The organism is Pseudoalteromonas sp. APAL1 (assembly GCF_021532475.1).
In the GTDB taxonomy this organism is placed as follows: Bacteria; Pseudomonadota; Gammaproteobacteria; order Enterobacterales; family Alteromonadaceae; genus Pseudoalteromonas; species Pseudoalteromonas lipolytica_C.
Map to the genome: position 1 here is coordinate 1 of NZ_JAKGAW010000059.1, position 22,763 is coordinate 22,763.

At 40.4% G+C, this 22,763-nt stretch carries 25 protein-coding genes and 3 pseudogenes; 8 read left to right on the top strand and 20 right to left on the bottom strand.

Going from position 1 to position 22,763, the window contains the following annotated elements; genetic code table 11:
* From tnpA to L1264_RS19245, 5 genes are all read left to right on the top strand, one after another.
* Nucleotides 1–338 (top strand): IS200/IS605 family transposase (gene tnpA, locus L1264_RS19225; RefSeq protein ID WP_235404397.1); only part of this gene is annotated, 338 nt, incomplete at its 5' end.
* Nucleotides 339–526: 188 nt separating this feature from the next.
* Complete coding sequence (locus L1264_RS19230) at nt 527–1,663, top strand: PD-(D/E)XK nuclease-like domain-containing protein (protein WP_235404399.1); 1,137 nt, start codon at nt 527–529, stop codon at nt 1,661–1,663.
* Nucleotides 1,664–1,723: 60 nt separating this feature from the next.
* Nucleotides 1,724–2,509 carry a recombinase RecT gene (locus L1264_RS19235; protein ID WP_235404400.1) on the top strand — a complete coding sequence of 262 codons (786 nt, stop codon included), beginning with the start codon at nt 1,724–1,726 and terminating at the stop codon, nt 2,507–2,509.
* On the top strand, nt 2,509–3,423 hold the full coding sequence (locus L1264_RS19240) for a hypothetical protein (protein ID WP_235404402.1): 915 nt from the start codon (nt 2,509–2,511) through the stop codon (nt 3,421–3,423). Before L1264_RS19235 ends, L1264_RS19240 begins: the two co-directional genes overlap by 1 nt.
* Nucleotides 3,424–3,600: a hypothetical protein gene (locus tag L1264_RS19245; protein ID WP_155950874.1), complete on the top strand. Its 177-nt coding sequence runs from the start codon at nt 3,424–3,426 to the stop codon at nt 3,598–3,600.
* A 94-nt stretch (nt 3,601–3,694) separates the two neighbouring features.
* Here L1264_RS19245 and L1264_RS19250 read toward each other — a convergent pair whose 3' ends face one another.
* The 9 genes from L1264_RS19250 to L1264_RS19290 all read right to left on the bottom strand — a co-directional run bounded on the left by L1264_RS19250 (nt 3,695) and on the right by L1264_RS19290 (nt 14,002).
* Nucleotides 3,695–4,930, bottom strand: coding sequence for a type II toxin-antitoxin system HipA family toxin (locus L1264_RS19250; RefSeq protein ID WP_036973835.1), 1,236 nt, complete (start codon nt 4,928–4,930; stop codon nt 3,695–3,697).
* Nucleotides 4,923–5,198 (bottom strand): helix-turn-helix domain-containing protein, encoded by a 276-nt coding sequence (locus L1264_RS19255; protein ID WP_036973834.1) that lies wholly within the window; start codon nt 5,196–5,198, stop codon nt 4,923–4,925. The genes L1264_RS19250 and L1264_RS19255 overlap by 8 nt, the downstream gene beginning before the upstream one ends.
* A gap of 554 nt (nt 5,199–5,752) precedes the next feature.
* The gene (locus L1264_RS19260) at nt 5,753–6,457 is read right to left on the bottom strand and encodes a hypothetical protein (protein WP_051501956.1); all 705 of its coding nucleotides are present in this window, start codon (nt 6,455–6,457) and stop codon (nt 5,753–5,755) included.
* 307 nt (nt 6,458–6,764) lie between these two features.
* On the bottom strand, nt 6,765–7,364 hold the full coding sequence (locus L1264_RS19265) for a methyltransferase family protein (protein WP_036973833.1): 600 nt from the start codon (nt 7,362–7,364) through the stop codon (nt 6,765–6,767).
* Nucleotides 7,365–7,489: 125 nt separating this feature from the next.
* The gene (locus tag L1264_RS19270; protein WP_004588582.1) at nt 7,490–10,600 is read right to left on the bottom strand and encodes an efflux RND transporter permease subunit; all 3,111 of its coding nucleotides are present in this window, start codon (nt 10,598–10,600) and stop codon (nt 7,490–7,492) included.
* 60 nt (nt 10,601–10,660) lie between these two features.
* A complete protein-coding gene (locus tag L1264_RS19275) occupies nt 10,661–11,596 on the bottom strand; it encodes an efflux RND transporter periplasmic adaptor subunit (protein WP_036973832.1) in 936 nt (311 codons plus the stop codon).
* 14 nt (nt 11,597–11,610) lie between these two features.
* Entirely contained in the window at nt 11,611–12,930 is a 1,320-nt protein-coding gene (locus tag L1264_RS19280; protein WP_051501955.1) for a TolC family protein, read from the bottom strand.
* Nucleotides 12,931–13,002: 72 nt separating this feature from the next.
* Nucleotides 13,003–13,419, bottom strand: coding sequence for a hypothetical protein (locus L1264_RS19285; protein WP_015065927.1), 417 nt, complete (start codon nt 13,417–13,419; stop codon nt 13,003–13,005).
* A complete protein-coding gene (locus L1264_RS19290) occupies nt 13,385–14,002 on the bottom strand; it encodes a cation transporter (protein ID WP_036973831.1) in 618 nt (205 codons plus the stop codon). The genes L1264_RS19285 and L1264_RS19290 overlap by 35 nt, the downstream gene beginning before the upstream one ends.
* Before the next feature lie 78 nt (nt 14,003–14,080).
* Between L1264_RS19290 and cadR the strand changes: the two genes are divergently transcribed.
* Both cadR and L1264_RS19300 read left to right on the top strand, forming a co-directional pair.
* Nucleotides 14,081–14,470 carry a Cd(II)/Pb(II)-responsive transcriptional regulator gene (gene cadR / locus L1264_RS19295; protein ID WP_004588587.1) on the top strand — a complete coding sequence of 130 codons (390 nt, stop codon included), beginning with the start codon at nt 14,081–14,083 and terminating at the stop codon, nt 14,468–14,470.
* Between the two features lie 128 nt (nt 14,471–14,598).
* The gene (locus L1264_RS19300) at nt 14,599–15,165 is read left to right on the top strand and encodes a hypothetical protein (RefSeq protein WP_036973830.1); all 567 of its coding nucleotides are present in this window, start codon (nt 14,599–14,601) and stop codon (nt 15,163–15,165) included.
* Here L1264_RS19300 and L1264_RS19305 read toward each other — a convergent pair.
* From L1264_RS19305 to radC, 9 genes and pseudogenes are all read right to left on the bottom strand, one after another.
* Nucleotides 15,125–15,550: pseudogene (locus tag L1264_RS19305) on the bottom strand (tyrosine-type recombinase/integrase); the annotation flags it as partial. The gene L1264_RS19300 and the pseudogene L1264_RS19305 sit on opposite strands and share 41 nt — an antisense overlap.
* A gap of 134 nt (nt 15,551–15,684) precedes the next feature.
* Nucleotides 15,685–16,365: a hypothetical protein gene (locus L1264_RS19310; RefSeq protein WP_036973829.1), complete on the bottom strand. Its 681-nt coding sequence runs from the start codon at nt 16,363–16,365 to the stop codon at nt 15,685–15,687.
* The gene (locus L1264_RS19315; RefSeq protein WP_036973828.1) at nt 16,358–17,398 is read right to left on the bottom strand and encodes a DUF262 domain-containing protein; all 1,041 of its coding nucleotides are present in this window, start codon (nt 17,396–17,398) and stop codon (nt 16,358–16,360) included. The genes L1264_RS19310 and L1264_RS19315 overlap by 8 nt, the downstream gene beginning before the upstream one ends.
* 666 nt (nt 17,399–18,064) lie before the next feature.
* Nucleotides 18,065–18,214 carry a hypothetical protein gene (locus tag L1264_RS19320; protein ID WP_161805764.1) on the bottom strand — a complete coding sequence of 50 codons (150 nt, stop codon included), beginning with the start codon at nt 18,212–18,214 and terminating at the stop codon, nt 18,065–18,067.
* Between the two features lie 87 nt (nt 18,215–18,301).
* Nucleotides 18,302–18,529, bottom strand: a complete 228-nt coding sequence (locus L1264_RS19325; protein WP_036973827.1) for a hypothetical protein — start codon at nt 18,527–18,529, stop codon at nt 18,302–18,304.
* A 66-nt stretch (nt 18,530–18,595) separates the two neighbouring features.
* Nucleotides 18,596–18,838, bottom strand: a complete 243-nt coding sequence (gene yfaE, locus L1264_RS19330) for a class I ribonucleotide reductase maintenance protein YfaE (protein ID WP_036973826.1) — start codon at nt 18,836–18,838, stop codon at nt 18,596–18,598.
* Complete coding sequence (locus L1264_RS19335; RefSeq protein WP_138600911.1) at nt 18,835–19,959, bottom strand: toprim domain-containing protein; 1,125 nt, start codon at nt 19,957–19,959, stop codon at nt 18,835–18,837. Before L1264_RS19335 ends, yfaE begins: the two co-directional genes overlap by 4 nt.
* 109 nt (nt 19,960–20,068) lie before the next feature.
* The gene (locus L1264_RS19340; protein ID WP_162898094.1) at nt 20,069–20,227 is read right to left on the bottom strand and encodes a hypothetical protein; all 159 of its coding nucleotides are present in this window, start codon (nt 20,225–20,227) and stop codon (nt 20,069–20,071) included.
* An 81-nt stretch (nt 20,228–20,308) separates the two neighbouring features.
* The gene (radC, locus tag L1264_RS19345; protein ID WP_138557223.1) at nt 20,309–20,803 is read right to left on the bottom strand and encodes a RadC family protein; all 495 of its coding nucleotides are present in this window, start codon (nt 20,801–20,803) and stop codon (nt 20,309–20,311) included.
* Nucleotides 20,804–21,133: 330 nt separating this feature from the next.
* Here radC and L1264_RS19350 point away from each other — a divergent pair.
* Nucleotides 21,134–22,105, top strand: a pseudogene (locus L1264_RS19350) (IS481 family transposase).
* Here L1264_RS19350 and L1264_RS21545 read toward each other — a convergent pair.
* Nucleotides 22,060–22,275 carry a GNAT family N-acetyltransferase gene (locus tag L1264_RS21545; RefSeq protein WP_171040401.1) on the bottom strand — a complete coding sequence of 72 codons (216 nt, stop codon included), beginning with the start codon at nt 22,273–22,275 and terminating at the stop codon, nt 22,060–22,062. The pseudogene L1264_RS19350 and the gene L1264_RS21545 overlap by 46 nt on opposite strands.
* A 213-nt stretch (nt 22,276–22,488) precedes the next feature.
* Nucleotides 22,489–22,763 (bottom strand): annotated as a pseudogene (locus L1264_RS19355) (DMT family transporter); the annotation flags it as partial.

A 22,763-nucleotide genomic window follows, 5' to 3' on the forward strand; every position in this document is an offset into this window, starting at 1 on the left:
TGGTTAAGTACAGAAAACCTCTGCTAAACGGAAGGCTGGGTGAGTTTGTAAAGAAAACGGTTTTCGATGTTTCTCTATCATCTGACTTTAGGATCGAAGAGGTTGAGATAGACAAAGATCACATTCACATGCTGATTACAATCGGCACTCGATATTCAGTAGGCCAGCACGCAAGGAGGATTAAGCAAGCGACAACCGCTAAAATCTGGAAATCATTTCCTTATCTGAAAAACCAATTTTGGAAAGAGAAAACATTTTGGTCTGATGGGTACTTTGTGTGTTCTGTAGGGAATGCAAGCGCAGAGACTATACGAAAATATATCCAAGAGCAGGGGTGACACCTATTCATCCCCGCGACATCACTTTGTTCTGATCACGGGGTTTTCTCGGTGAGTTTAGATAAAATTAAAGATCGCGCTCAATTCTCATCATTAACTTTGAAGATAGGTTTTCTTCTTCAGTTCAGCACGAAAAAATCTCTATGACATGATGTTACTACTTTAAATAAGTAGAGCAAGGCAAGAACATGGCATCAGTAAATCTAAAAGTTCAAGAAACAGAAAAACCTACAGAGTGGTTTAACACTATTCTGCCTGCATACGATGATTTAGGTAATCCAAACTTTTTGGACTCTAATGGTGATCTTGTTGAGGGTATTTATAGCGGTGTGCCAAATTCTGTTTACCACGAATTAGATGCTCATAGCTCATCTCTGATTAAAGAGTTAGCGAAAAACACACCAGCTCATGTATTTCGTCAATATTTTTCTAATGAGGAAAGAAAACGAACTGCTGCACAAAGAAACACTCTTGATACTGGCACTTATGGTCATGAGTTAATATTAGAGCCAATTGGTTTTTATGATCGCTATTTCCGTGTACCTCTTGCCATTGAGTATCCTACAGCGCTTCACACAAGTGCTGAGCTAAAGGACGCATTAAAAGCCGCAGGTCAAAAGGTCTCAGGCACTAAATCAGAGTTAGTTAAGCGCTTGTTAGATGCTAAACCAAACACCCTAATTTTTGATGATTTGATTGCAAAATCCATAATAAAAGGCGCTGGAGTCAAAGCCTACAACGAAGCTGTAAAAATGGTGGAAGAAAATAAGTGTTCTAGCCTATTAGCTGCTTTCAACGATGGAGCGCTTTCACACATAACCCATAAGACACCAATAGATGGTTTAGTCTGGGATGACGCCCATAGAATTTTGAATACATTCAAATCTCACGCTAGAGCTAAGCGATTAATTTCAAATGGTTTTGCGGAACTTACTGTAATAGCGCGAGATCCTGACTCAGGATTAATGCTTAAAGTAAAATTCGATTACATTAACAAGCATGCAATTGCCAGTGATGTTAAGTCTACTCGTTCAGCCAATCCAAATAAGTTTAGATTCCAATGCAGAGACCTTCGATATGACGTTCAAGAGAGTTTCTATAAGTATGTTGCGAATTTAGCAGGTATTCCCGTTAAATTGTTTGCTTTTATCGGTGTTGAATATTTAGAGGCTGATATATGCGAGGTTTTTGAGATGAAACGTACCCGCCAGATGATTGCTCATAATGACATGAAGAAAGCAATTGCAACTCTCAAAGAATGTTTAGATAGTGAAAACTGGTATGGATACACCAAAAACGATGAGGTCGTTGTTATTGACTGGTAATAAGCGCGATTTTTTAAATCAAATATTCTTATTACATATCCAAGTTCAACGGTGAGCGTTATGAGTTTATCACTTCAAGAATATCAAAATTTATTGTATGGAAAATTAACAGCATGCAAAGGCCAGTTTGAGGCTTATCTTTCCGAAAATGGTTATAAGCTAGACTTTAATACAGAGCTAAACTACGTCTATCAAATCGTTATGTCTGGATTAAACGTAGAATACAGCTTCCCTTACACTCCAGTTGAGTCCGTAATCAGTTCATTTTTAAAAGCTGCAAAAATAGGCCTTTCACTTTGCCCTACTGAGCAGCTTTGCTTTTTAAAAACTGAATATAGTGAATCATCAGGCCAGTATGTGACTCAATTAGGATTAGGCTACAAGGGAATTCTTAAACTTGCTTACCGTTCTGGAAAAGTAAAACAAATTAATGCGAATGTTTTTTATGAAAAAGACACTTTCCAATACAACGGTGTAAATTCAAAAGTTACCCACACTACAACCGTTCTATCTAAAGCAATGCGTGGACAATTAGCCGGTGGCTATTGTCAAACTGAGCTAATTGATGGTTCTTTTAAGACTACAGTTATGCCTCCTGAAGAAATTTTAGCTATTGAAGAGCAAGGTAAGGCGATGGGCAATGAAGCGTGGCTTTCAGTGCATGTGGATCAAATGAGGGAGAAAACCCTTATTAAACGTCACTGGAAGACTCTCTGCCCTTGTATTTATAGAGATAGTGTTATGAATGACCCAATGTTGTTTGATGATCAAGATTGTCAGCACAGTTCCAATCAGCAAGCTTATGAAGAAAAATTCGAAAGTGCTTATTCACGCGAGGCGTACTAATGTTATCAGTTCAAATTGAAAAGCTAATTAAATCTGCTTCAGACAATATTAAACAGTGGGAAACATTGTTCAACTTGGCTTCACATTCTCATTATTCCGCTTTGATTAAAGAGTGCGCCCTAGATGACGTTGTTGCGACAATTAAAGATGTGGATATGTTGATCGGCTCTCTGAGTCCTGAGCTGCTTAACCTAGTGAACATAAGAGTTAGGAAACATCCCTACACTACTGCATATTGTCTGTTTCCTGCACTAAATACAGATAATGTAATTGCCTACCTTGAAACTCAAGGTATTGTAAAAAGCTATGAACTTGCAGTGGTTTATGACAACGATAAATTTTCAATTGATGTTAGCTCAAACAAAGTATCTCACGTTAAAGGCGATAGCACTCAGGAGGCTTCATACTCTGGTTGCTATTTATTATTAGAGTTTGAAAATGGTACAAGCAAAGTTTGGTATATGGATGAGTATGAAATGCACTCTGCTTTTGATGCATGGCAAAACAAAGTATTTGGGGGTATGGATGTATTCAACAATACACTTGAATGGGCTGGTTTTGCATTAATTCTTCGTGCCTTGAAAACACTGGACATGCAGGATAGCGTAATTAGCCATCCAATCTTACCCGTTTTAAAAAGCCGATTAACTTCATATTACTCTGATTTTTTTAAGTACTACAAAGAGGCCAATAACGATAAGTTTGCTAGCTGCGTAATTACTTCACAGTACGTATCAACAGAAGGTGGAGAACTTGAAGAAGCATTAAAAAAACTAGATGACATCATTGAACCACCTGCAAATGTTATCGTACTAGGCCAACATAACCGCCAAGTGAGTAATGAAGATACCGAAATGAATGAAGCATCAGAAGATCAGTGCGAATTTTATAACCTTGATTTTGGAGTTATCTGAATGATTAAAGTTGAGTCAGAAATTTTAATTCAAATAGCTTTTAAGGAAGTGGAAAACGGTAAACCAGTTAACTTTTGGTTTAGCCCAATTCAGCATAAATATAAGCTAAATTATGATGAAGCTGGCACCGAAATTTGTCAGATAAGTCAGCTTTCATATTTTTGGTATGGGCCTTAACAGGCGACTCCTATTTTAGACTAAAAATAGTATAGATCTCTCAACTTATCTGACATTTGCAAAATAAGGCATGACAATTTTAATTATCCTGTATTTAAAGCGCCTTAAACTTTTCTATCATATCATTATCAATCTCATTGATTAGATTAGATGACAAACCTAAATGCTTGGCCTCATGCCTAAACGAGCGCGTTGCTTCAAATATTTCTTCAGCCATAGTCATAATCGCTTTTTTTGAAGACAACCCCGACTGAGCAGCTAGCTGATTTAGTACATTCTTTGGTGTTTGGCCATTACCACCAAAAGCCGTCATATGCTCTTTGTAAGGACTTGGGCTGTAAACAATGTCGTAGAAAGGTGATAGCGTCCAAACATCGGAGTCACTGGCAAGAAAACTGAAGTTCTTACTATGATCATCTTGGTTAACAGTTAAATAGTTAAACATGCAACGCTTAATGAGCTTCTGAGACTCTGTAACACTGCACATGATGCGCGTAGCTTTTACTAAATCCACATAGTCCAAAGAAGGTTCTCGAAAAGGGGCATCTAATAACCCACAAGCAGAAATCATATGAATTCGACCACCTTGCTCTGTGCAATCAAATCGCTCCTGCTCTAGCCAATATCTTCCATTACCCGCATCAATTAAATCAAACTCAGGAACCTCGATGCCAACATTACGAGCAATTTGCATGTAGCAATATTCAACTATTGATTCAGAGTGCTTCAAGTCAAACTTTTCTGATGTAAGCTTTACTATAAGCTTTGTGCCTTGTACGTCGTCTAATGTTGAATATTGACCATTCGCTAAACGCGTAACGTTCATTTTTGGCCTAGCACCACCCGATCCACCCGTTTTCATCAAGTGCTCAAGCAAAGCTGACTCAGTGCCTTCAAATTCTTCAATCGCAGCTCGACCGAGGGTAATAATATCAATTGAATCCTTGGACTCATCAAGTAAATCTAACTCTGGCTCATAGCTCAACGCCCCCATACATCTCTCACCTAGGTAGGCCAAACGCTCTAAAGCGGTAACTGTTTTTGGGTTCTGATTGTTCTGCCTAAATACACGATCCATGAGATAAAGACCCCAACCATCAGGGAGGCTGTCTGCAAAAACTCCATGGATGCCATAATGCGGTTTTCTAGGCGCAGCTTGTAGGCTTGTGTCTGCTTTTAAATTGAACGGGGCCAAAGAAGTAGAGTGAGCGTTTAAATACGTCTCGTCAAATTGAAAGAAGCTTTGTTGACTATTTTCAACAAGCTTGCCGACAAGCACCTTTTCACCGGTGCTAAGCTTACGCCTTACGGTTAGGGCAGATTTAAGCATGTCGTAGCACATCCTCTATTGATTTGAATTCAGGCTCACACGACTTTGTCAGCTCTTTCACTTTTTTCAAGTCTCCGACGGTCTCATAAAGCATTAGAAACTGACGCAATGAGATGTTACCAGATGATTCAAACTTTCGGATCGTCGCATAAGGCACGCCAGACAGATCGGCTAACTTCTGAACACTGAGTTTGTCTTTTTTTCGAGCTGACTTGATAAACTCTTTGAGATCCATCTGCAAATCATAAGCAGTATAAAGGGATAACATACACACCTCCAAATATGTCACTATAGTATCAATTATAGCATAAATAATGACATTATTTGTTACTATTGTGTCACATATGAAATGGTATTGAAGATTGTTTCATCAAGAGACAATATAAAAGCCATCACCGATGGTGAATAAAATTGCTGTTATAGTAACAAAAAATAAGATTATCAGTTGAATTTGTTACTATAGTATCAAAAAGTATCAAGATTAGAATTCTGCCTTATAAATTAATCTGTGTATTCACTGCTTTTAATAATTAAACCTACATCTCCCATTATTTCTGGTGGTGGCTTTGGCTTTAGGCATTGATCCTATTGGTATTAAAAAGGGTTCTACAGAGACTCTTCTAGTTAAATTTGTGTAAGAGTTGAACGGGTGAATTTAATAAAGGTTCAAAATAATTGCTACTACCAAGTCTCAATCGAGCTACAACTGAGTATTTGAGTATTAAAAATCACACTAGGGAGCTTGAGCAGTGACAATCTTGACCATAAGATAAGAAACTCATCTTTGGACAAAAACGTTTTAGAGTATTTATTTGGTAATTCCTAATCAGCCGACGTGTCAGCGGTCGGCTGCATTTTCTTGTAAGCTTTATAGTGCAATACTCTAGTGTTTACACCTAAATATTCATAAGCCGCAGCAGCCTTCATTACCAAATCTTCGTCTCTACACAGAAAAAAATGACAAAATGAAGCAACACCTGCATGCGTCATATCACTAAAGGATGCCCGAAATCTTCTATCTTTTTTCATTTTTGAATCACGATAGTAACCGAGAAAATTTAACTGGTGATAGACTGCGTTGACTTTCTCTTGAATAGTTCTTTCTCTATCCGAATCTGCTTCAAAGCTACGAGGTTTCACTCCAAAAAATGTTTCTATACCAATTCCTGAGAATTCTTCAATGCCTGATAAAATCTGCCATATTTTTTCCACCACGTTTGGCGGTTTTACATTTTTTAATATAACTGGCCCAATTCCCGTTTTGGCCTCGAACTCTGAAACTGGGGATTCGCCTCCTTCATCAAGTTCCTCTGCTACTCTCGAAGATTGACTGCTCATCAACGCAGGCAAATCTGCAATAAGCTTTTTGATACTTTCTATATGTATGGTTTCATCTAGCGCAATTTCGTCAATTCCCTCTAAAGCTTCCATCATGTACTTTTGTAAATCAACAGAACCTTGCTGAAAGATTTCTCCAAAAGACTTATCTGATTGTCCCCCGTAAAATGTCATGAGCATCTCAGACATGCCAAAATCGCCACTACAGCTTTCCGATTGATTTGCTAAAAAGCGCTTATAGGTATCACTTGCTAGATGTAGTGGCTCGCGAACATAATCCCTCTGACTTGATTACATCGTACATTTTGGACTCACATTAAGTGAGAATATGACCGGTGCCTGACTCACTTTAATTGACAATGAACTCACGCTAATCGAGAACGGGCTTGCAAACATAATCAGTCGGCTCACTTTATTTAAGAATAACGACAGTTCATAAAAATGGACGTTAAAAGATACCGTTCGTTAGTTTATGCATATAAAGCAGCCTGCGCCATTACTTATTTAAGCGTGAAAGCTTAGGTATGTATCGGTTAGTGTCAGACTTATATTTTAGAAAATCATCGCCATGCACTTTCTTCAAATAAGGCTCTTCAATTTGTCGAACAATCACTTCAATGCAAATCCAACATACAAAAGCACATGCCCAAAGCAGCAAATGTGGGAACGTTATACACACCCCTGCCCAAAATAGAAAAATACCAAAGTAAATGGGGTTGCGAGACTTTGCGTAAATCCCGTGGGTAATAAGTGCAGTCGTTTCTTGCTGGTCAACGCCAATACGCCATGAATCTCCCATTTGAATTTGAGACAACAAAGTTACAGCAATTCCGCAGGCGCCAATCAAGGAGCCGAGAAGCTGAAATGGAATTGAAGGAACAAATAGTAGGGGCGCACGTCCTAAGTAACCAAAAAGAACTAGACCAAATGCAAAGCAAAACGTAACCACGAATATAGCCCCTGGTACAATTTCTATTAATGGTGCGTTTATAGATGCTGCTCTTATACCAAAATCACCATTTCTCTTATATTGAACAAAGCTTCTACCGAGGACGGCTAGCGCCAAAAAACTACTAATTAAAATAAGCGAAACCATATCTATCCTTATCGTACATGACGTTAAGAATATGATTGTAAAGTCTATACTTAATAAAGAGTCAATAGGTACCTAAAAATCGTTCAGGTAAAACTTGGGCATTTACGAATAAATGCCCAAGAACACTACTGATCCCCTTTACTATGCACGAGTCGATAGAGTACAGGCAGCACTACCAGTGTTAGCAAGGTTGACGATATTATCCCGCCGATGACCACCGTGGCCAAAGGCCGTTGCACCTCTGCACCTATGCCCGTATTGAGCGCCATGGGCACAAATCCAAGGCTTGCCACTAGTGCTGTCATTAATACCGGACGCAAGCGAATAAGTGCCCCTTCAACAATGCTATTCACTAATTCTCCGGTTTCTAGCAAACGTTGCTTGATGAAGGACAGCATTACCAATCCGTTTAATACGGCAATCCCAGACAACGCGATAAATCCTACCGACGCGGATATGGATAAAGGCATATCCCTTAACCAAAGAGACATTACACCGCCTGTTAATGCCAAAGGGATACCTGTGAAGATAATCAACGCATCGCGTATAGAACCAAACGCAATTACCAGCATTGTCAAAATCACAAACAACGTAACCGGTACCACAATCGTCAATCGTTGACTCGCACTTTCGAGCTGCTCAAAGGTTCCACCATAGTCGAGCCAATAACCAGCAGGTAAATCTACTTCATCATTAATTCTCGCCTGAGCTTCTTCAACAAAAGTGCCAATATCTCTGTCACGCACATTTGCTGTGACAACAATACTACGTTTGCCATTCTCCCGGCTTATTTGGCTAGGTACTTCTTTAAATGCAAGTGTGGCTAATTCGCTTATTGGTACATGCTCACCAGAGGGCGTGACTATGGGAACGCTCTCAAGCTGAGTGAGTTCATTTCGAATGTCGTCGGCATATCGCACGACAATTTCAAAGCGTCTGTCGCCCTCAAAAATCATTCCAGCGGTTTCTCCACCTGTCGCAGCATTGAGCCATAACTGCAAGTCGGCTATATCCAAACCAAAGCGTGCCAATTGATCAGGCTTTGGTGTGACGGTGAAGATTGGAATGCCTTCTACCTGCTCAAGCCTCGCGTCATCAGCTCCTTCAATCGTTGAAATAACGGTCAAAATGTCAGAAGCAGATGCAAAGAGCGTATCTAAGTCATCCCCAAATAGCCTTATCCCCAAATCTGCCCTTACGCCACTAATCAATTCGTTAAAACGCATTTGTATAGGTTGCGTAAATTCATAATTATTGCCGGGCAAAGTAAACAAGTCCTCTTCAAACGTTTTCACTAACTCAGCTTTTGTCATTGATGGATCGGGCCATTGCTCCCGAGGCTTTAAAATAACAAACGTATCAGTAATGTTTGGTGGCATAGGGTCGGTGGCGACCTCACCCGTACCCGTGCGACCGAATACCGTCTGTACTTGCTCATACTGCATAAGTTTCGCTTCAAGAGTTTTTTGCATTTCAACTGCTTGTTCTACCCCAGTCCCAGGGATGCGTATCGCTTGTACTAAGATATCACCTTCATTGAGCTGGGGAATAAACTCGGAGCCTAATTTACTGCCCATCCATAAACTGCCGACAACCAAAGCACTCGCTGCTACTACCACTAGCCATCTAAAACGCAGCGCTCCGGTTAAAACAGGACGATAGACTGCCTTTGCACCTTTAATAATTGGGCTTTCTTTTTCGCTAATTTTACCTCTCATGAAAATTGCTATCGCCGCAGGCACTACGGTAAAACAAAATACCATTGCGGCAAGCAAAGCCATTATCACGGTCGCTGCCATGGGGTGGAACATTTTACCTTCGACGCCAGTGAGCGTGAACAAGGGGATATAAACAATGGTAATGATCAATACACCAAACAAACTGGGACGTATGACTTCATTAGTGGCTTCATATACAACATTCAGCCTTTCTTTGAGCGGTAGAGTAGCGCCGTTTTGTTTCTGGGATTCGGATAATCGTCTGATACAGTTTTCAACAATGATAACTGCGCCATCGACAATCAAGCCAAAATCCAGTGCGCCTAAACTCATCAAGTTAGCAGACACATCTGTTTTGACCATGCCCGATATCGTGGCAAGCATTGCCAAGGGTATTACAGCGGCGGTAATAAGTGCAGCTCGCACATTCCCAAGCAAAACGAATAGCACAACGATGACAAGTAAAGCGCCCTCGACGAGGTTTTTCTGCACTGTGTCGATGGTTTTGTCAACGAGGCTTGTCCTATCGTAAACCGCTTCAAGGATTACGCCCTCGGGTAAGCTTGTTTTAATGGTTTCGAGCTTACTGTCCACAGCTTTGGCGACCGTACGAGAGTTTTCTCCCACTAACATCATTGTCGTGCCAATCACTGTTTCTTGGCCATTTAACGTGCCGGCTCCAGAGCGCAGCTCTTTACCGAGGTTGATTTGGGCGATGTCTTGAATTTTTACCGGTACGCCATCAATGATCTTAACAACCACTTGGCCGATATCGTCAATGCCCTTAAGTTGGGCTTCCGATCTGATTAGTACTTGTTGCCCATTTTGTTCTACAAAACCAGCGCCTTGATTCGCATTGTTGCGTTCTAGCGCACTGAGAAGGTCACCTGTACTTATCCCAAAGTTTATCATTGCGACTGGATTAGGATTCACATGATATTGCTTTTCAAATCCGCCTATCGCATAAACCTCGGTCACCCCCTCAACAAGCGACAATTGGGGCTTAATTACCCAATCATGGATCTCCCTTAATGCCATAGCATCATAGGGTTGACCGTTGTCCTGTCGCGCCTGAGGCTCAGCACTTAACGAGTACATGTAAATTTCCCCCAAGCCTGTGGAGATAGGGCCCATTTCAGGGGTTAACCCTGTTGGCAATTGCGCCGCGATGGCGGTGAGACGCTCGTTGACGAGATTTCGTGCGAAATATAAATCAGTGCCCTCTTTAAACACGACTGTGACTTGCGACAAACCATAGCGTGATATCGAGCGGGTATACGATAAATTAGGCAAACCGGCCAGCGAGGTTTCAACTATAAACGTTATGCGTTGTTCAGTCTCCAAAGGCGAGTAACCTGGGGTTGCGGTATTTATCTGCACTTGCACGTTGGTGATATCAGGCACAGCATCAATCGGCAATTGTTTGTAACTGTACATACCAAAAAAGGCGACAAACAAGGCGAACAACATCATGACACCACGTCGCTCAATGGATAGACGGAGTATTGGTGCTATCATGTTCTCACCTCACCGTTTTTATGGACTTGGCTTTGCTTTTGACAATAAATGCGCAGGTAATTAGTCATCATCGCCCGCCTCCATTTTTAATAAATCAGCTTTTAGTAGATAGCTATTTTCTACAACGACTTGCTGGCCTATTTGAACGCCCTTCACAATCTCTACTAAACGGTTGTCCGTGTTCCCAAGCTTTACTTGGCGGGGGTAAAATCGCTCCCCTTCTTTGACAAAAACAATGGTTTGCCCATCTAACTCTTGTATTGAACTTTTGGGGAGAGCCAGATTGACTTCTTGGAACCCAATCTGAATATAACCCTCTACCATAGCGCCTAAAGGCCAATAACCACTGCCATTATCAACGTTCACAAACGCGATAGAATAAGGTTTGTCATCAGGTGAGGACGTAATGTGGCTTATACTTGATTGTTGCTGCAATTCCTCAAGCCTTAAAGTGACTTCCATATCAGCGGCAATACGAGTACGTTGTTTGGGGAAAATAGCCAATTGAGCAATTGCGCGAGAGTAATTAGCAACAGAAAGCAGTACTTGACCGTTGGTGAGCTCACCATCATTGGCGTGTCTAGCTATGATTTTTCCAGACATCGGTGAGGTGATTGAGTATTGATTTAAACTCTCGTTTGACTCAATGATTGCCAGTGTGTCACCTTTTTCTACTTTATCTCCAATATTCACCATGATACGTTTTACAACACCGTCGAAGCGGGCACGAATATGACTCAGTGACGCAGGATCATGAACTATCCGCCCAAAGGTTCTGGTTGTGAGCGATAATGTTCCTGATGCGGCCGATGCAGTCACGATATCGTGTTCAAGCATCCGTTCTTGAGATAACACTACGTACTCGGGTCTTTCTTCGGCTTCCTCATCGTCATCATCAGCCAGGGCGACAGAAGCAAACAGTAAAGTAACTAGCATGACTAACATGCCAAGCAAGTCACGTGCGCTAGTAACTAATGTAAATTGTGATTTATTCATTATTTTTTCTCTATTCATTGTGATGATTGAGCAGACGTCGAGGGAGAGTCAGAAAACACGGGAATTCCCGTAAGTGCCTCTAGATCTGCGCTTCGAAGGTGAACTAAGCCTGCGGCTTTTATCATAGTTCGTTGCATATCTATGAGTTGCTGTTGCGTTGTCACCCACTCTATGTAGTTGTAGCGACCACTTTCATAGCCATCCCGCGCCAATTTCAATGCAGATTCCAATGTTGGGACGACATTGTCTTGAAGGGTCGTAACAGTGAGCAAGGCTTGGTCTTTTGCGCTAATGACTTGATTTAATTGGCGAGTAAGTTCACGAATTTTCGCTTGTTTTTGATAGTCTATACTGTCAAGCAATGCGCGCTGTTGTTCGTATTCACCTAGATTCCGCTGCTTGGTATTTAACGGCACCGAAATACTGGCGACTAACGCTGTGTCATCAATTCCCTGCATTCTTCGGATACCGGCTTCCCACGCAATGTCGAACTGCTGACTGGCCTGAACCACTCTCAATCTGGCCTCTTGTACCCGATAGTTATCAGCATAAAGCAGAACGTGTGGATTGCTTTGAAGCTGTGAAAGCATATGTTCAAGTGATAGTGAATTTGGAAACGATAACAGTGTCCCTTCAACTTCCGCAAACGCAGCGTTAGTGTCACCCCACATGATGGCCAGGTCGCGTTTATACTCATTGAGTTTTTGTTCACTTATCAATAACGACAAACGCGCCTGCGACAACGCTGACTCTGCACGTTTTTTCTCAAGTGGTGAAGAAGCCCCCGCTTCAACCCGTGTAGAGACTGTCTGAAGCATTGTGCGAGCCAGCATTTCAGCTCGTTGCTCAGTCTTGTGCAACGCTTGTTGGACAATGACATTGATATATCGTCGAGTTGTTTCACCCAAGATGTCCAGCGTGCGAATGCGCCGTTGTGTAAGCAGTTGTGCTTTTTTTGAACTCACCACATTCATTCGGCCGCTGACTTTATCTCCAAGCTCGATGACCGACGATAAGGTCAGTGTCAATTCGGCATCTTTGATACCAGACACTTCGCCTGTTCCCAACACATTTTCAACTTCAACCCCAACAGACATTTCAGGTCGTAAGCTGGCCATTTTTGATTCACCATCCAAAGCCGAAGATTTAAATTCGAACACAACTAAATCTGGGTTGTTTGATAATGTGCGTTTGAGCGCATTTTCAAGCGTGATTGAAGACTTTTGCGCATTGGCAGATTGAACAGATATGCTCATGGTTACCAGTGCAGCAGATATCAATTTCAGATACGCTGAGCTAGCTTTTTTTATGCCCAATGGGCGTGAAGAACTCATAAAAGAACCTTTTGTTCATAAGATAACGACATACATGGAAAGCACCCATGCAAACATATAGGAGGGAATGGATTAATGTTGAGGTGGGCGCAAAAGGCCTTCGACTAGGCCGTCAGTGACGTTGCGGGAATAACTGTATTGATTGGTATATAACGGTTTAGATACGTCATTTATTGGGTGCTGTGCCAGAAACTTAATCTGTCCACATTGACACAGCACACAATGGAAACACTTAGACTCTTCACTCGACGTATTATCACCAGCATTTACATTTTTTTCGGGAACATCATAAGTGCCTATCGACTTTGATTGTTCAGGGACTGACGATACCTCCGCAGGGTAGTCATCGCATTGAGCGGCGAACGAAAAGCCCGATTGACACATGAGCAAAGTAATAAGTAGCCATGCCAACCTACGCAGTTTTGATGTGCAATTAAAAATTGGCATTTTCTTATCAACTTTGCGCATTAAGCGCTCGCTGTCTTTCATTTCCAGCATCTTCGAGGATCATTTTTGCCCCGCGCAACACAACGCACGAAACTATCACACCGATAACCAGATCAGGCCATCGAGAATCGAGCCAAAACACCAAAACGCCAGCAAAGATAACACCTAAGTTGGCAATCACATCGTTGGCTGAAAATATCCAGCTTGCCCGCATATGCACTTCTTCATTTCTTTGTTTGCGTATGATCACAAGACAAATGACATTAGCAACCAGTGCAACTGCCCCCATAGCCATCATTAGTCCCGATACAGGTTCGCTACCGTAAATTGACCGTCTTACAATATCAATGATAATCAACACACCCAGTGCCATCTGAAAAAAGCCGCTAATTCTAGCCGCATTGGCTTTGTGCAATAGCGATTTACCAATAGCATAAAGGGCAACACCATATACAACTGCGTCGGCGAGCATATCAAGTGAATCGGCTATTAATGCGGTTGAATGAGCAAGCAACCCGATCCCCATTTCTATAACAAACATTGTCGCGTTTATTCCCAAAAGCCAATACAAAACCTGTCGTTGAGACTGGTCTTTTATTTCAACTTCGCACCCACATCCGCTCATTAGAAACACACTCTTTACTGATGAATAGTATGAGTATAAAGTCTATACTTGGTATAGAGTCAACGGTTAGGAGAAAAAATGAAAATTGGTGATGTCGCAAAGACGACAGGTTGTAGTATTCAGACCATTCGTTTTTATGAAAAGAAAGGGCTATTGCCTGAGCTCAAGCGCTCAAGTGGAAATTATCGTGTCTACGACAAGGGGACTATTGAACAACTCCTATTTATTAAACAGTGTCGTTCATTGGATATGTCTATCATGGAAGTAAAAACGCTCATGGACAGTCGTTCGAAGCCAGATCAGAGCTGTTCAAATATCAATACGTTAATAGCTAAGCATTTATCAGACGTCATTATTCGCATTGAAGAGCTAAACGCATTAAAGTCATCACTCGAAAATATGGCGTCAAAGTGTGATCAAAACAAAACCATTAGGGACTGTGGCATTTTAAATTATTTACACACTTAAAAGTGTAAGAAGCACACAGTTTCACTGTGCGCACTCGCCTCAACGTGTATCTATCGGCTAACATTCGTCATTTGTGTAGATTTATAAGGCAAAAATCAATAGCCTGAACTTTTGATACTGAGTCAGCCATGCATATTCATTTGTGGCCCTACAAAGCGATTTACATCGGAATCAGTCCTGATAATGATGTTCATGCACATCATGCTGTCCAAATTTGCATTGGTTTAGACAAAGACATCTCGGTTCAAGATTACAAGGCACAAAGTATTCACACCGGACAATGTATTGTGATTTTCGAAGATGTCCCTCACAAGGTTTTGGCACAGGACAATCAGATTGTAGTCATCTATTTAGAGCCTGAAGATAGGAAAAACCAACAATTTCTCAAAGCCTTACGTCAAGCCAGGAGTGATGGAATTAATACTCTGCCGCTTACTAGCAAAGAATTGGGATCCATTTCTCAGCATCTATTTACTGACGTCGATATCGACAAAGTGTGGAAAACAGTAAATAAAGCGGTAGGGCTAGTCTATAGTCCTGCGCTTTCATCGCGCCCTGAGGATAAACGGGTACGAGCGGTCATCGACATTATTGCTTCGCAGAGAGGTTGTGCAATCGATATGGCGTTTTTATCATCGAAGGTTTTCTTGTCCCCAAGTCGCAATCAAGTCCTAATTGCTCAGCCCAGCTCCTGATGATAGACCTGTAATATGAATAGCTTATTGGTTGATTAGAGCGACGTATACTCCGAAACAAATAATCACTGGGTTGCAATTTAACTTCTTGAATCCAATGGATAATACTTTGTTGTGTTCTCGGAGTTATCTCAAATTGAACTTCGATCCCAGTTTTCTTCTGCGTTAATTGAACCCTTTCAAATACTTGATCGAGAGTAGTGACGTCTCGAACTTTTAAAGAGAGTAAGTCACATGATCTTAGCTTGCTATCTATAGCCAAATTCAGTAAAGCTAATTGCATCAAGTTGTTTTGAATTTCAATTCGAGTGCGAATACGCCAAATCTCTTCAAGCTTGAAAGGACGTTTCACACCAGTAGCATTGTGGTTTAGTTCTGGTTTCATAGTGACCTCCTATTTAAAAGTCACTATGAGGATAGTGGATGTATTACTGATTAGGATTTGGAAAGAAATGAATTTCGAAAAATCGAGCATTAGCAATCCATGAATAACTACTGGTATGGCAAAGCAGTTGCTTTTTATGCCACAGTATCCGCAACAAAATATCGTTTTTCAGCACAATAAGAGGCAAACGAAGAAGTAATGTGAAGACATAAAAGCTTTATACTGCGTGCTTTATTATCTAACTGCGTAACGTTAAACCTTCGCCCTATAGTAATTGCGGTCTCTCTACCATGAGCTATCGCGTTACGGTGATCCTTGACTTCGGTTAAGACAAAGTGCTGCACACCTTCTGGCAGTGGTGAGCGTTCTAAATCAAAAAAATTCCACACGTTCTCTAGCTGTTTAATAGAAATATTCATTGAGCCACCTGATGGAAAAACAGAACTGTCAACATTAGTCACTTCAGTATCACTTGTTACTGCGAGAACAAGTTTATGACGATTTTCCCACACTTTGGAGGCTCCGCACTCTCGAAGAGCTTTAAAATGAGAATCAAACAGCGAGCACAATACCGCACTTTTAAAATGATTGGCAGGAGCTTCTTCTTGCCCAATAACTTCTAATGCTCGTGTGACTGATTGTGTAATTGCAAACTCAAGTGCTGCATACATTGCAACAAACACCAAGCCTTTCTGAGCACGATAGAAGTCTGAATTTTTAGTTTCTTCAGTCAGTGCCTCATCTGACAAATACTCTAGTATTGAATCTAGTTGCCTCAAGCGATTCATAACACCAGCATCAATATCATTAAACATTATCTACAAACCTAACTCGACAATACTCGACTCTTTCGCGTAAGCGAGGCCCTGAATTTGTGGCTCCAGTTGTCAAGCGGCGTAACTCTTCATCATCAATCCAGTTGGCTACATTTGATCCGCTAATATCAACTCCTTCTTCAATAGCATCGGCAGCTCCAATAGCAATGGCTTCAAAAAGCACTTGTGGTGTACTTCCTTTATTGCCGCGTTTAATTCCATTAGGTAAGACAGCTCTTAGTGATTCAAATGTTTTTTCAAACAGCTCTCTATACTTCTTATAGTTAAAATGTACCGATGCATCGGCCATAAAGTCATTTAGAAATATCTCTACACTGTGTTTAAAATCATCACGTTTTGTTTTGTAAGCCAAAAACTTCAAAACAAGCTCTTCTCTGGTACCGTCTTTCGCTTTAGTTGATGACACATTAACAACTTTGTTGAAGTCATCATTTTTTGCAAGTTCAATGATAAAATCATTAAATTGCCCTCTAAATACACAAGCTCGAATTTCTTGAGGAGTTAATTTGATTCCACCAGTATTCAATCTCTCAAAGAGGTCGAATCGTACTTTTAGATCACTTTTATCGCTTAGTGTTGTTACCTTAAGCGGACGTAAACTGAACTTCAAACGAAGTGAATGAGGCAGATCATTAAACGTTGCTCCATTGAACTCAGACAGGATATCTAGCCCCTTAAGTTTAAGAGGCTTATCCAGCCCAAAACTTTCTATTTGCTCTGGGGTCCCACAAAAATGAATCAATGAGTTAAGCCTTTGTACGCCATCTATTAACTCCCAAGATCCATCTCTATTTGCAGCCATGAACAAGTTAGGAATAGGTATTCCCAATAAAACAGATTCTACAAGTTTAGACTGGTTATCTTCGGGCCAACGAAATTGCCTTTGGTACTCAGGAGCAATGTTGATAATTGATTCATTCGCCATAGAAATCAACTCTTTAACAGATATATCAAATGAATCAAAATCTACTTTCCTAGTCTCTTGATCGAGTTGATTCATATAATCTTTCATGTGTTCTCCAGTGAGCTATCTAAGTTTATTCCAGTGTAACAACAACTCATATTTTAGTCGATATTAGTCAATAGGTTAGTGAATGGTGACTAGAAACACTATCTAACAATTCATGGAGGACTGAGGGCTAAGCTCACGTCGATATTCTTGTAAACTCTCACATTACAAGACACCACAACGATTAGAAAAAGCATTCGTAAAGTGCAAAGAAAAAGTGTACTAGCACACAATGGGGCAAAAACGTTTTAGAAATGGCAGCGTACCGATGCAATCGCTGCCATTTTAGGATGATAGTTTAATACTTGGTATGAATCTTTATTCTACTCACACACTTGGAATTGATTGAAATTTTTCTATTTTCAGCAATATAGAAGAGCTTCGCGTCTACCCCTTACTGGTTATTGTTCTAGGCGCAGTAGCTCCTCTCTTCAAATTTTGACAAAAAAAAAGACCGATTAACGGTCTTTTCTTATTTTATTTTTTGCTTATTCGGTGGTGCATCCATAAATAACTACCGAAAAAAACTACATTACCAAAAATGAAAAAGGTCAAACCAATAGCTTGGATTTCATTCATCTTGATCGTCCTCCTCGGAACCATTTAGGAAAGTTATATAGAAACCTATCACAACAGATGCCAACATACAAACAAAAGCAATGACTAGCTTTATAAGTCCTTGAATTTGAATTTCGTAGCATGTTTTGTTGTCGAAACCACACGGCCAAACATATCCGCAAAACCACTAACAGAGAGCTCTGGAATATAGCCAACAATTGTTGCTAATAAGATTAGTTCAACCATGATCTTATTTAGCATTTTGTTTTTCATAAGCAATTCATTTGAATCTCCTCAAAGTAAATTTGAGGGTTCACACCCTTGAGGGAGTAATCCCCCAAGGGTTGTTTATGCTTCAAATAGCAATTCTGCCGTTTCACAGGCATTTGCGATTGTCACATTGTGTATCACAAGCAAATCTACAGTCTTTCTATATTTTTCAATTAATAAAAAGTGAGTAGTTTTTGCTATGAAGTGTCTGATAACCATATCTGGATAGTATCCATTACGGTATGCTGCGAAATGACGTAGCTGAGAACCACCAGCTTTTGCCATTTCAATATGATGTTTACTCATTGCTCCTCCAAAGAAAGGGGGAGCTTCCCAAGCGGGGGGCTCCCCGCATGGGTTGGTTGTAAAAATCTAAAAGGTTACTTCAACCTCAATGTCACCTTTTGGCTTACAAACGCAAGGTAATATCTCACCTTCATTTGTAAAGCCAATTGGTTCATCGATATATTCGACATTGCCCTTTAGTAATTTGATGCGACACGCCCCACAAAAACCTGATTTACAGTTAGATGTAGGGGCAACACTATTCAGCTCTAAAGTCTGTAATAGTGTTCCATTTGTGTCATTGTAAACTTGACCAGAAACGCTAATCATTTGACACCTCCAGTATTAACAGAGATGTCAACAGGTAAGCGAAATGAAAAAGCACTAGGGCCTGCTAAGTTGTAGGTGTCCAGCCAGTCCATACTTTTGCTGCCATTAGGTATATCTAAAGGTGGCATATAAATATCAACAAACTTTCCTTCTCTACGTAGCCTCGCAGCTAATGCTTCTGCTTTTTCTTGACCTGCTCCAGATGCATCCTTATCAGCAAAAATTAATACTGAAGTCACACTATCTGGAATTTTTACCATTTTTAGTAATGTGTCCGAATAGCATGACCACATAGGACAACCTGTAGCCTCACGAACAGCTAATGCAGTTTCAATTCCCTCACATACGCCAATAAAGGTGTTATCACCTTCAGTTACTGGTGAGTCAATTTTAATTGAACATCCACCAATATAGCTGGGCGGAGGCATTAACATCTTCGCATTAGGTACATCTGCTTTTAAGCCTTGCTTGTTAAGGAAAATTCGATGAATCGTGATCCGATTACCATCTGGATCAGTCATTGAACCTAGTAAACCATGAAGTTTCTTAGGTTTAGACTGACCATCTCCCCACCAAAGCTCATCAGCATACCCAAGTGTATACGGTAAAGTTTTCGCATCAGTTTTAAGTCCACGGCTGTTCAAGTAAGCTTGTATCCGACCAGATTGATCATGAGCTGCAGGAATAGCGTGTTGAAATAGCTTCTCAAGTTTTGCAACTCGTTTTGCTTTTTCATCATCGTTAATACCTTTTGGCTGTGAAGCTTTCACATTTTTAACGTATTCGCGCGAGATGCTTGATAAGTCACCACCACAGATATCGATTATTTTGTTTAAAGCGTGGCTTTTTGAGCAACTCTCCATAAACGCAATTACATCTATTCCACCGGGTAAAGCACCTACATCGTTATGGTATGCACCACCGGTATCAACCCAATCTCGGAAAAGGCGAAACTTAGTTCTTCCGTTTCCAGTTTTTGGGCATGGTACTTGTGGTGAACCACCGTGGTTATTTGATTTTGAAACTGCTTCATTAAGTCCTGGGTAGGCTGAGTAGACAGAAGACCACCCGCCATTTGACTTAACTAAAGCAAGTACTTTATCTATTTTTGATTCAATCATTACAACTCTCCTATTCCTCAAGACGACCCTAAAGCGTCCTGAATACAAGGCGCTTTAGGTGGTCGCCTCGAATAAAAAGAAGAGTTAGCCCTAAGGCTAACTCATACGTTTAGCCTTGAGCTTGAGCTCGTTGTTGACCTTCAAATAAAGGTCCCCACTTAGCACGTAATGAAAGAATCGTTTTACCGCCAATATGTACCTCTCTCACTTCAGTGTTAGGTATTGACGATGGGATTGGCATAATTGCCTTTTTAATTGAATTATTCATACGTATCTCCTCCAAAGAGTACAAAAAAGGGGATACGCCCCTTATGGGAAGTATCCCCACAAGGAATGGTTTTAATTTGAGTTAGATAAGACCGCGCTCAGCAAAAGAGACAATATTTTCGCCAATAATGATGTGATCTAACACTTGTACATCAATATGATTGAGTGCATGTTGGATCTTAGTGGTTATTAGCTTGTCTGCTTGCGATGGTTCGGCAATACCTGATGGGTGGTTGTGCGCTAAAATGACAGAAGATGCATTCTTTTTTAGTACACTTTTTACAATCTCCCGAGGATAAACACTTGCAGCATTTATCGTTCCGGTAAACAGTATTTCTTTGTCTATAAGTCTATTTTGGTTATCAAGATAAAGCATGTAAAAGACCTCATGCTCCAATCCCTTTAAATGGACCTCTAGATAATCTGTGACTTGGGTAGGGCTCTTAAAAATAGCACCTCGTCTCAGCCTATTGTTTAGAAGCTTCTTGGCTGTTTCAATAATTTCATCAGAGCTAAGCTCTGACGTGATTATATATTTACCAGTTTCTTCATTTAGTTTTAAGTTAGAAATAGTCATTGTCTCCTCCAAAGAAACATTAAGCGGAGACAATTACCCAGAGGATAATAATCCCCTATGGGTTGATTTAAGTTTGTTGAACACAAGCAAGCTGAACTAGCTTATGATAAGTCTAGGGTTAAACCCAAAGTAACAACGAGACGTCGGTACTTGTTCTACACAAATACAAGGATCTGAGTAGCTTTTATGCTTTATCAAAATTAATTACCTTACGGTAAATTTGATAGCAAGGTGCCATCATTAAATTAATGATAAATGCAGAAAATCAATTTGGCTTATATGTAGTAGTGTGTGTGTGATTCATAGACATCCTTTCTATACTTGGATGTTATGAACGATGAAATTCAACAAAGACTTAAGTGGATAAAGCTTTATCAAGAAACAAACAACGCAGGTTTGGTTTGTCTGCGTTGTGGAATATCTAGACCAACATTACGAAAGTGGTGGTCTAGGAATCAAGAGCAAGGTCTTGATGGCCTTAAAAGTTTGAGTAAAAGCCCCCACAGTTCACCAAATCAAAAAATGTCTCCAGAATTGGAAGCTAAGATTTTAGTCTTAAGAAAATCTAGAAACTTAGGCGCTCGAAGAATCCAAAGTGAGTTGCTTAGAAATGAGCAAATTAAGTTAGGGCTAGCTACTATTCATAAAGTGCTTAAAAAGCACCAAGTTGACCCTATAGTTATTTATCGTAGAAAGCTTGACTTCAAAAGATACTCTAAGCCTATTCCTGGCGAAAGAGTTCAAATGGACACCTGTAAAATAGCCCCTAATTTATACCAGTACACAGCTATTGATGACTGTACACGCTATCGAGTGTTAAGGCTTTATAAGCGACGTAGTGCCACTAATACCATTGACTTTGTAGAGTCTGTAATTGAAGAAATGCTATTCCCTATACAGCGATTTTAGACAGACCGAGGTACAGAATTTTTTGCTGAAAAAGTGCAAAAGTTATTAATGAGATACAAGATAAAATTCCGACCAAATAAGCCAGCTTCACCGCACCTTAATGGCAAAGTTGAACGCTCTCAAAAAACAGATAAAGCTGAGTTTTATGCAACTGTTGATTTGGAATCTGAAGATATTCACGAGCAACTTTCTGAGTGGCAGCACTATTACAATTGGGAGAGACCACATAGTGCTCACAATGGAAAAACGCCGATAGAAAGGTATTTTGAAGTTAGTGAACAAACGCCATTTTCAGATGAAATTGAGGGGTTTTATCAAGCGCATAATGAACGTGTTCAATTATCCAATTACAGAAGGGATTTAGAGATCGCAAAATTGAAACGATCTCTATGAATCACACAGATTTCTATAATTGTCTTTGCCCCAAATTTTTCGAAGAAAGGAGCTGAAAGATGACTGGCGGCGATATCTATAACTTTCATGTCACTGTCCTTTGCCATTTTCTTAGCGTAAGACATCATTGCCGTTCCGATGCCATTAGCCTGCACCCGTGGAGAAGTCACAATCTAAGTGATATGAGCACGGTTTATTTTAGGATCGATATCCAGCCCAAAGACAGTCTTCTAAATAAGAGTTACTATAGTCACAAAATATCAAATTATTTTCAGTCATAATATTCCAAAAATTAACTAGTTATTATTTATCCCATATGGGAGTGCAGTTAAACGCTCGTTCCCAAACGCGGTCACGTTGGAAAGTTAGATTAACTTTACCATTTATATTATTTTACTTGTTTGCTTTATCTTTGCTTCTATCTTGGCTAACCAAATCAGCGGAATAATAATTAAAGAAGATCCTATAGCCAAGCTCAGGTCCGGTATTTCATCGAACCACAGCACCCCTACAACTACAGCACCTAATAAACCAGTGTATTCGGCACTGGAAATTTTACTGGCTTCGATTGCTCTATATACCAATACACATATACCAGCATAAATTAGGATAAAAGTGTTGGAGCCTGTTGCCGTTAACATTGGAGTCCAGTCCCAAG

Bases quoted from the DNA above. Each gene is read 5' to 3' on its own strand.
- L1264_RS19230 (WP_235404399.1), top strand. From the start codon at position 527: ATGGCATCAGTAAATCTAAAAGTTCAAGAAACAGAAAAACCTACAGAG.
- L1264_RS19235 (WP_235404400.1), top strand. From the start codon at position 1,724: ATGAGTTTATCACTTCAAGAATATCAAAATTTATTGTATGGAAAATTA.
- L1264_RS19240 (WP_235404402.1), top strand. From the start codon at position 2,509: ATGTTATCAGTTCAAATTGAAAAGCTAATTAAATCTGCTTCAGACAAT.
- L1264_RS19245 (WP_155950874.1), top strand. From the start codon at position 3,424: ATGATTAAAGTTGAGTCAGAAATTTTAATTCAAATAGCTTTTAAGGAA.
- L1264_RS19250 (WP_036973835.1), bottom strand. From the start codon at position 4,930: ATGCTTAAATCTGCCCTAACCGTAAGGCGTAAGCTTAGCACCGGTGAA.
- L1264_RS19255 (WP_036973834.1), bottom strand. From the start codon at position 5,198: ATGTTATCCCTTTATACTGCTTATGATTTGCAGATGGATCTCAAAGAG.
- L1264_RS19260 (WP_051501956.1), bottom strand. From the start codon at position 6,457: ATGTCTGAGATGCTCATGACATTTTACGGGGGACAATCAGATAAGTCT.
- L1264_RS19265 (WP_036973833.1), bottom strand. From the start codon at position 7,364: ATGGTTTCGCTTATTTTAATTAGTAGTTTTTTGGCGCTAGCCGTCCTC.
- L1264_RS19270 (WP_004588582.1), bottom strand. From the start codon at position 10,600: ATGATAGCACCAATACTCCGTCTATCCATTGAGCGACGTGGTGTCATG.
- L1264_RS19275 (WP_036973832.1), bottom strand. From the start codon at position 11,596: ATGAATAAATCACAATTTACATTAGTTACTAGCGCACGTGACTTGCTT.
- L1264_RS19280 (WP_051501955.1), bottom strand. From the start codon at position 12,930: ATGAGTTCTTCACGCCCATTGGGCATAAAAAAAGCTAGCTCAGCGTAT.
- L1264_RS19285 (WP_015065927.1), bottom strand. From the start codon at position 13,419: ATGAAAGACAGCGAGCGCTTAATGCGCAAAGTTGATAAGAAAATGCCA.
- L1264_RS19290 (WP_036973831.1), bottom strand. From the start codon at position 14,002: ATGAGCGGATGTGGGTGCGAAGTTGAAATAAAAGACCAGTCTCAACGA.
- cadR (WP_004588587.1), top strand. From the start codon at position 14,081: ATGAAAATTGGTGATGTCGCAAAGACGACAGGTTGTAGTATTCAGACC.
- L1264_RS19300 (WP_036973830.1), top strand. From the start codon at position 14,599: ATGCATATTCATTTGTGGCCCTACAAAGCGATTTACATCGGAATCAGT.
- L1264_RS19310 (WP_036973829.1), bottom strand. From the start codon at position 16,365: ATGTTTAATGATATTGATGCTGGTGTTATGAATCGCTTGAGGCAACTA.
- L1264_RS19315 (WP_036973828.1), bottom strand. From the start codon at position 17,398: ATGAAAGATTATATGAATCAACTCGATCAAGAGACTAGGAAAGTAGAT.
- L1264_RS19320 (WP_161805764.1), bottom strand. From the start codon at position 18,214: ATGCTAAATAAGATCATGGTTGAACTAATCTTATTAGCAACAATTGTT.
- L1264_RS19325 (WP_036973827.1), bottom strand. From the start codon at position 18,529: ATGAGTAAACATCATATTGAAATGGCAAAAGCTGGTGGTTCTCAGCTA.
- yfaE (WP_036973826.1), bottom strand. From the start codon at position 18,838: ATGATTAGCGTTTCTGGTCAAGTTTACAATGACACAAATGGAACACTA.
- L1264_RS19335 (WP_138600911.1), bottom strand. From the start codon at position 19,959: ATGATTGAATCAAAAATAGATAAAGTACTTGCTTTAGTTAAGTCAAAT.
- L1264_RS19340 (WP_162898094.1), bottom strand. From the start codon at position 20,227: ATGAATAATTCAATTAAAAAGGCAATTATGCCAATCCCATCGTCAATA.
- radC (WP_138557223.1), bottom strand. From the start codon at position 20,803: ATGACTATTTCTAACTTAAAACTAAATGAAGAAACTGGTAAATATATA.